Source organism: Streptomyces sp. YGL11-2, from assembly GCF_050054615.1.
Classification (GTDB): Bacteria; Actinomycetota; Actinomycetes; order Streptomycetales; family Streptomycetaceae; genus Streptomyces.
The window spans coordinates 91,696-98,024 of record NZ_JBNHIN010000030.1 but is presented as its reverse complement, the minus strand read 5'-3'; the positions used below and the strand labels follow the sequence as shown (position 1 = coordinate 98,024).

Sequence of the window (6,329 nt, the reverse complement as noted above, 5' to 3'; positions counted from 1 at the left end):
GGTGGCCCTCGGTGACGGACTCCGAGGTGAACAGGCGGCGGGACACATCGCTCCCTGGGGTTGCAGCGGCTGCTGGCTGGTAGTTACCGGGCGCTTTGGGGGCTGCGCCCGGAGCCGTCCGGTCCGGTCCGGTCAGACGCGGACGACGGTCTTGCTTCGCATCAGGAACTCCCCGAGATAGCCGTCGTGCGGCAGCCCGGGGCGGTGCCAGTGCGTGGCATGGCTGCCCACGTGCAGGTTGCTGATCGTCGGTTCGGCGACCAGCGCGTCGACGAGCTCCTCGTCCTGGGTGACGGCCGTCAGTACCAGGGTGTCGCACAGCGGCTCGATGCCGTCCTCGCGACTCCATGGAGCGACCCACACGCAGGGGAACGGCACTTCGGCGCCGACCTGCGGGGCGTCAGGGGCGTTCACCTGGTGAACCACGGGGCGCAGTACGGCGCTGCCGTCACCGAGCTCGTCGACGAAGCCCGTCCCCCCGAGCCAGGCCCGGGTCCCCTCGGCACGATCGAGAACGAACCGCTCCAGCGCCCGTGCCGCCTTGGTCTGCTGAACGGGCAGGCATGCCTTCTCGTCGTCCGGCGGCAGGCTCGGCAGGGCCGCAAGACGCTCGGCGATGGCTCCGGCCAACGGCGCCGGGTCCCCCTCGATGAGCACCGCGGTGGCATTCACGCAGCCGCTGCCGGCATGCCGGCCGACCGAATCGACGATCATGTCGAGGTGCTCGCGCCAGTCGGTGTCGGCGGTCAGCAGGATCTTCGAGCGTCCCGGCTGCAGGGAGAGCACACCGGGGTCGTCCGCGTAGCTGCGGATGATCTCGTCACCGCCGTAAGCCAGGTCCGCGCCGCGCACGATGGCGTCGGCGGCCTCGTGCCCGCAGGGCAGCAGCGCCACGTGATCGTCGCCGAACCCCGCCTCGCGCAGCGCGAGGACCAGCCGCTGCGCGGTGAACGGTTCCCTGGTGGACGGGCGCACCGCGACCCGGTAGCCGAGTGCCAGCGCCTCCGGCCAGAAACCGTGCGTACCAGGGTGGTTGCCCGGCACGTGCACGGCCAGCACCTCGCCGCGCCGGCTCCACACCGCCTGACCGGTGCGGGCCAGCGGGTCGCGCCAGTCGGACACCGCGCCGGCGGGCCGGGCCAGTTGGACACTGCGATAGCTCTGGGCGACGCGCTCGGCGCAGGTCTGCGTGGCGACACGTACGACGTTGACCGGAAGTCCGGAGACCCGGGTCACGGCCAGTTCGTACTCCCGCGCCGTCATACCGCCCAGCGTGGCAGACCGGAACAGCTCGGCCGCACGGGCCAGCGCAGTCGCCCGCTCCGCGGCGGGCAACACGGCGGCGGCGTGCAGCGCCTTCATGGTGCGCTTGACGAACAGGGCGGGAACCAGGCTCATTTCGGCCATGGCCGTGCCCGTCACATCCGTGATCCGCTGACGGTTGTGCGTGCGGTACGGACCCGACGGGCCCAGCGCGTCCAGCACGGGCAGCGTCGGTTCCTGGTCGACCTGCGGAGTCTCCGAGTCCGTCATCAGTAAACCCCCTCGATGACGGCCTCGTCGTCGAAACGCGCCACCGGGGCGATGCCCGCGGCCGAGTCCCCGATCCGGCCCTCCGGAGCGGCCACCCGGATCGCGGTGTCGCGTTCCAGGTTGTTGGGGAGCAGCAGCGCCCTGCTGACATGGTGCATCACGACCTGACCGCGCTCGCCGTAGGCCACGGCGTTGCCGGTGTGCGGCTCCACGACCTGGAACGTGATGTACGGCGAGAAGGTGTCGAACACGCACGGCTCGCCGAGCGGGGTGCCGTGGCGCTGTCCGGCGATGCCGAGGATCATCGTGCTGCCGTAGTGGCCGTAGAGGGTCGCCTCGGGGAAGATCTCCGTGCGGTACAGCTGCGCGCTGTCGGCGTCCATTTGGGTACCGCCCCAACGGATCGCCCGCACCTTCTCGTTGATGAGCTCCACCAGCTCATCGCGCTGCGCGATGCGCTCCAGAAGGGGTGGCGTCACCGTCATCACCCCGATGGGCTGGGTACGCAGAACGTGCGCGGCCTGGTCGATGACGTGCTCGGCGTAGGCATCCGCCTGGCTGCCCTTGCCCTCGGAGATGAGCCGCTTCACCCAGCGCGGGTCGAGATCGATCTGGAATCCGTACCGGCCGTGGGTGAGCGCGGAGCGGCGGAAGATCTCTCCGACGATGTGCGGGCCGGAGGGGGTGATACCGAGCCAGTCGACGCCGCGCGGGAAGCCGTGCACGTCGAGGTTGGCGTTGCTCCAGGCGACCAACTTCTCCATCCAGTCGCGCGGGCAGATCACACGCTTGGGCGCGCCGGTCGTGCCGCCACTCTCGAAGACGCCGACGATGTCGGGCTGTTGACCGTAGCCACGCGGCACGAGGTCGGCGGCAGGCACGTCACGCAGTTCGTTGGCGACGTTGGGGAAAAGCTTCAGGTCGTCGTAGCCCTTGACGTCGGACAGCGGCTCAAAATCCAGCGACTCCGCCCTCCTGAGCCAGAAGGGAGAGCCGGTCTCCGGGCCGAAATGCCATTCCATCGCAGCCCGGACGAGTTCGTCGGGGTCCGGACTCGCGTCATGGGGCAAGTCCAGGATCGACAGCTCTGCACGCGCCACGCGTCCTCCAAACACAAGGGTCGGCTGTGGATGGCCGGCCGGTCCCGATTGCCGGGCCCAATGGTGAATTGACTGATATCCGGCATTCGATCACCAGAGGGTGCGCGTCTGCATGAGTAACCACTACTCAACTTCTTTCCGATACGGCAGATGTGTTGAGAATGAGTACCGGCCGTCGCCGCCCCCCGCTCATACACTGGTGCGATGAAGGCAATGATCGCTTGGTGGGATCTCTCCGAGTCACAGCACACCGCCGAGACGCTGCGCGACTTCCTGCGCGAAGAGGCCGAGCGTTCCTGGTCGGACATTCCCGGTCTGCTTTTGAAGGTATGGGTGTCCGACCCGGAGAAGAACCGCTGGGGAGCGGTGTTCCTCTGGGAGTCCGAAGAGGCCGCGGCCGCGGCGAAGTTGCCCCGGAGCGCCGGTGAACTGATCGGCTATCCGCTCGCCTTCCGCGAGTGGTTCGACGTGGAGGCGACCGTCGAAGGGCACCACTCGCTCCCCTCCTTCGCCGGGCTTGGACTGGCGCTTCAAGGGCCGGACGCCTAGCCGGGGCAGGGGCACCGGCCTGGCTCGGCCGGACATGCCGGCGCGGCGCCCCGAGTGTTCCGGGACGCCGCGGGCTCGCTCTCAAGTCCGTTGATCTGGCGGGATGTTGCGGTTGCAGCGGAACAGGTTGGCCGGGTCGAGGCGGGTCTTCAGCTCGGTGAGCCGCCGCTGGTCAGCCGGTTCCCAGAAGTCGCCGGCCAGGTCGTCGACCGCACCGGCATGGTGTCCGCCGTACACCAGGTTCTGGCATCGTCCGCCGGCGGAGTACGGGGCGAAGGAGTCCAGCACCTTGCGCTGCGCGCTGCGCACCTCGCCCGGATCGGTGTCTTGCACCGGCGACAGGACTCGCAGGAGATAGCGGGCCTCGCGGTGGCCCACCGCGTTCGGCACCTCGGGCGCCCGGCCCAGGGCTCCGCCCAGGTGGCGTACGTCGACCACACAGGGCACCGCCGCGCCGGGACGGGCCAGTTCCGTCACCACAGCGGCCTGGTCGCTGCCGAACTCGCGGAGCAGGACGTTGTCGCCCGCGTAGGCGTGCGGCTGAGACGGATCGTTGTAGATCGCGCCGCACTCCGTGTACGGCATCTCCCCGAGCGTGTCGGACAACAGGGGGCCCGCCGCGCGGAGCGGCGCGGACAGCGTCTCTCCCGTCCTCGCATCCCCGGTGAACGCGATCCGTACATGGGCCACGTAGCGGCCACGCAGCCGGGCGGGGAGCGCCGGCAGATCGGGGTAGCCGATCAGTGAGACCGAGGACGTCAGTTCCTCGGGAAGCGTCTCGGTCCACCGGAGGTACGCCTCCAGGAGACGGGGAGCGCGGGCGACGTCGAAGGTCAGCTCACCGCCGTAGATCCGGCTGACGCGCACCAGGCCGATCTCCATGCCTGTCACCGCGCCGAAGTTCGCGCCTGCTCCGCGCAGCGCCCAGAAGAGCCCGGGATCGCTGTCGGCGCTCACCCGTCGCAGCCGGGCGTCGGCGGTGACGATGTCGACGGCCTTCACATGGTCCGCCGCATAGCCGAACTGCCGTGCCAGCAAGCCCAGTCCGCCGCCGAGCGTGTAGCCGACCGCGCCCACTCCGGGCGCCGAGCCGTTCAACGGGGCGAGGCCATAGCGGGCCGCGGCTTCGATGACCTCTGCGAACCTGGTACCGGCCGCGATCCGCGCAGTGCGTGCCGAAGCGTCCACCGTGACGCCCGTCAACGCGGCGGTGCTGATGAGTACGCCACCCTCGACGGGTACCGAAAGACCGTGACCGGTCGCCTGTACGGCCACCGGCAGTCCCCGGTCGGCGGCATGCGCCACGGCCGCCGTCACGTCGGCGGGCCCGGCCGCCCGCACCAGTAGGGAAGGCCGGTGACGGTAGGCGGTCTGGAATCCCGCGCATCCGTCGTCGAACCCTTCGTTGCCGGGCACCAGCACCGCGCCCCGCACGTGTTCTTGCAGGGAGCCCGCCGCAGCGGCGCCGTTCATGGGGAGCAGTCCTCTCTCTCGTACCGGTCAAAGCCCGTGCGGGTCAGAGCGGGAAGGGCTCCAGCTCACCGGAGATCACCTGGTCACGCAGCGCCGTGCGGTCGACCTTGCCATTGGCGTTCAGCGGGAAGACGTCCAGGGTGTGGAAGGTCAGCGGAATCATGTAAGGGGGCAGGCCGGCGCGCAGTTCCTCGTCCACCGCGGGAATGTCCAGACCCTCGCCGGAGAGGATCGCGGCAAGCACCAGCACGCCCTCCTCGTCGCCCGGCACGGCCACGACCGCGGCCTGAGCCACCCCTTGGCGCTGAAGGAGGTGGGACTCCACCTCACCCAGTTCGATGCGGTGGCCGAGGATCTTCACCTGCGTGTCGCGGCGCCCGATATAGCTGTACTCCCCGTCGGCCATCCTGCGGCACAGGTCACCCGTGCGGTACCACCTGCGGGGCTCGGCGCCGTCCTGCGCCGTGGTGTGGAAGGCGCTCTCGGTCTGCCGCGGGGCGTTCAGGTACCCCTCGAAGACCTGTGTGCCGGTCAGGCAGAGCTCTCCCGCCTCGCCGTCCGGAAGCGGGTCTCCGCTCTCGGCCAGCACCGCGACCTCCATACCGGGATAGGGCCTGCCGATCGGCACGATGCCGTTGGCCGAGCGCTCCGGCGAGGTCCGCGGATCCCAGCGGTGCGCCATACAGGCGATGGTCGCCTCAGTCGGCCCGTACAGGTTCTCCAGTACGGAGCCGGCGGCCGCCTCCTGCCATGCCTGGGCCACCGTCGCCGGCAACGCCTCGCCGCAGAACAGGCTCCAGCGCAGCGACGGGAGACCGCCCGGCTCCAGAAGCCCCCTGCGATGCTGCAGCACGGCCACGGAAGGGACCGAGAACCAGACGGTGACGTCGTGTTCGCGGATGAAGTCGAGCGGTGTCATGAGGTCGAAGGCGTCCATGGGCAGCAGGCAGCCTCCACTGCCCCAGGCCATGAACAGATCGAAGACGGACAGGTCGAAGGTCTGGTCGAAGGTGTTCGTGAAGCGGTCCTCCGCCGTGAAGGCGTACCGCTCGGTGTTGACACGCAGGAAGGCGGCGACGTTGGCGTGCGAGATCGGTACGCCCTTGGGGCGGCCCGTCGAACCCGAGGTGAACAGCAGATAGGCACTGTCGCCAGGGTCGGTGAACACCGGCCCGTCCAGCGGGGTGCAGCCCTCGACATCGGCTCGGGTGAGAATCCGGACGTGACCCGGTACGCCCTGGGGCACCGCGTCGCTCTCCGGGAGGACGGCCGGCGGTGCGTCGGACATGTCGGCGAGGAGCCGGCCGAGCTGCGGGGCGGAGCCCTGGTCGGCCAGGATCACCTCCACTCCGGCACGGTCGGCGATCTCCTTGTTGCGGGACGCCGGGTACTTCCTGTTCATCGGCACCACGGTCGCACCGGCATAGAGAGCCGCCAGGAAGCCGGCGTAGGTGACGATGCTGCGGTGGCCGAGGATGCCCACCCGCCGCGGCTGCTTGCGCGCGCTGGTGAGCGCGGCGGCCCAGCGGCGGGCGAGTGCGTCCAGCTCCGCGTATGTCCAGGCACGCCCGTCGAGGATCAGGGCGGATCGTTCCGGAAAACGCCGGGCCGAGGCGCAGAAGCCGGCGTGGAGGAAGGGGGAGGAAGATCCCTGCATGGTGTTCTCGCGTTCCG

5 protein-coding genes are annotated in these 6,329 nt (G+C 69.8%); 1 reads left to right on the top strand and 4 read right to left on the bottom strand.

Annotated features, from left to right (window positions below):
• Positions 1-132: 132 nt before the first annotated feature.
• Both ACO1BR_RS28950 and ACO1BR_RS28945 read right to left on the bottom strand, forming a co-directional pair.
• Positions 133-1,533, bottom strand: a complete 1,401-nt coding sequence (locus ACO1BR_RS28950; RefSeq protein WP_426798047.1) for an aldehyde dehydrogenase family protein — start codon at positions 1,531-1,533, stop codon at positions 133-135.
• Positions 1,533-2,633, bottom strand: a complete 1,101-nt coding sequence (locus ACO1BR_RS28945; RefSeq protein ID WP_426798046.1) for a phenazine antibiotic biosynthesis protein — start codon at positions 2,631-2,633, stop codon at positions 1,533-1,535. Before ACO1BR_RS28945 ends, ACO1BR_RS28950 begins: the two co-directional genes overlap by 1 nt.
• Before the next feature lie 204 nt (positions 2,634-2,837).
• On the opposite strand from ACO1BR_RS28945, the gene ACO1BR_RS28940 reads away from it, so the two are divergent.
• Entirely contained in the window at positions 2,838-3,182 is a 345-nt protein-coding gene (locus ACO1BR_RS28940; protein WP_426798045.1) for a hypothetical protein, read from the top strand.
• Between the two features lie 81 nt (positions 3,183-3,263).
• Here ACO1BR_RS28940 and ACO1BR_RS28935 read toward each other — a convergent pair whose 3' ends face one another.
• Together ACO1BR_RS28935 and ACO1BR_RS28930 are read right to left on the bottom strand one after the other, a co-directional pair.
• A complete protein-coding gene (locus ACO1BR_RS28935; RefSeq protein ID WP_426798044.1) occupies positions 3,264-4,655 on the bottom strand; it encodes an FAD-binding oxidoreductase in 1,392 nt (463 codons plus the stop codon).
• A 43-nt stretch (positions 4,656-4,698) separates the two neighbouring features.
• Positions 4,699-6,312 (bottom strand): amino acid adenylation domain-containing protein, encoded by a 1,614-nt coding sequence (locus ACO1BR_RS28930; RefSeq protein ID WP_426798043.1) that lies wholly within the window; start codon positions 6,310-6,312, stop codon positions 4,699-4,701.
• Positions 6,313-6,329: the final 17 nt, after the last annotated feature.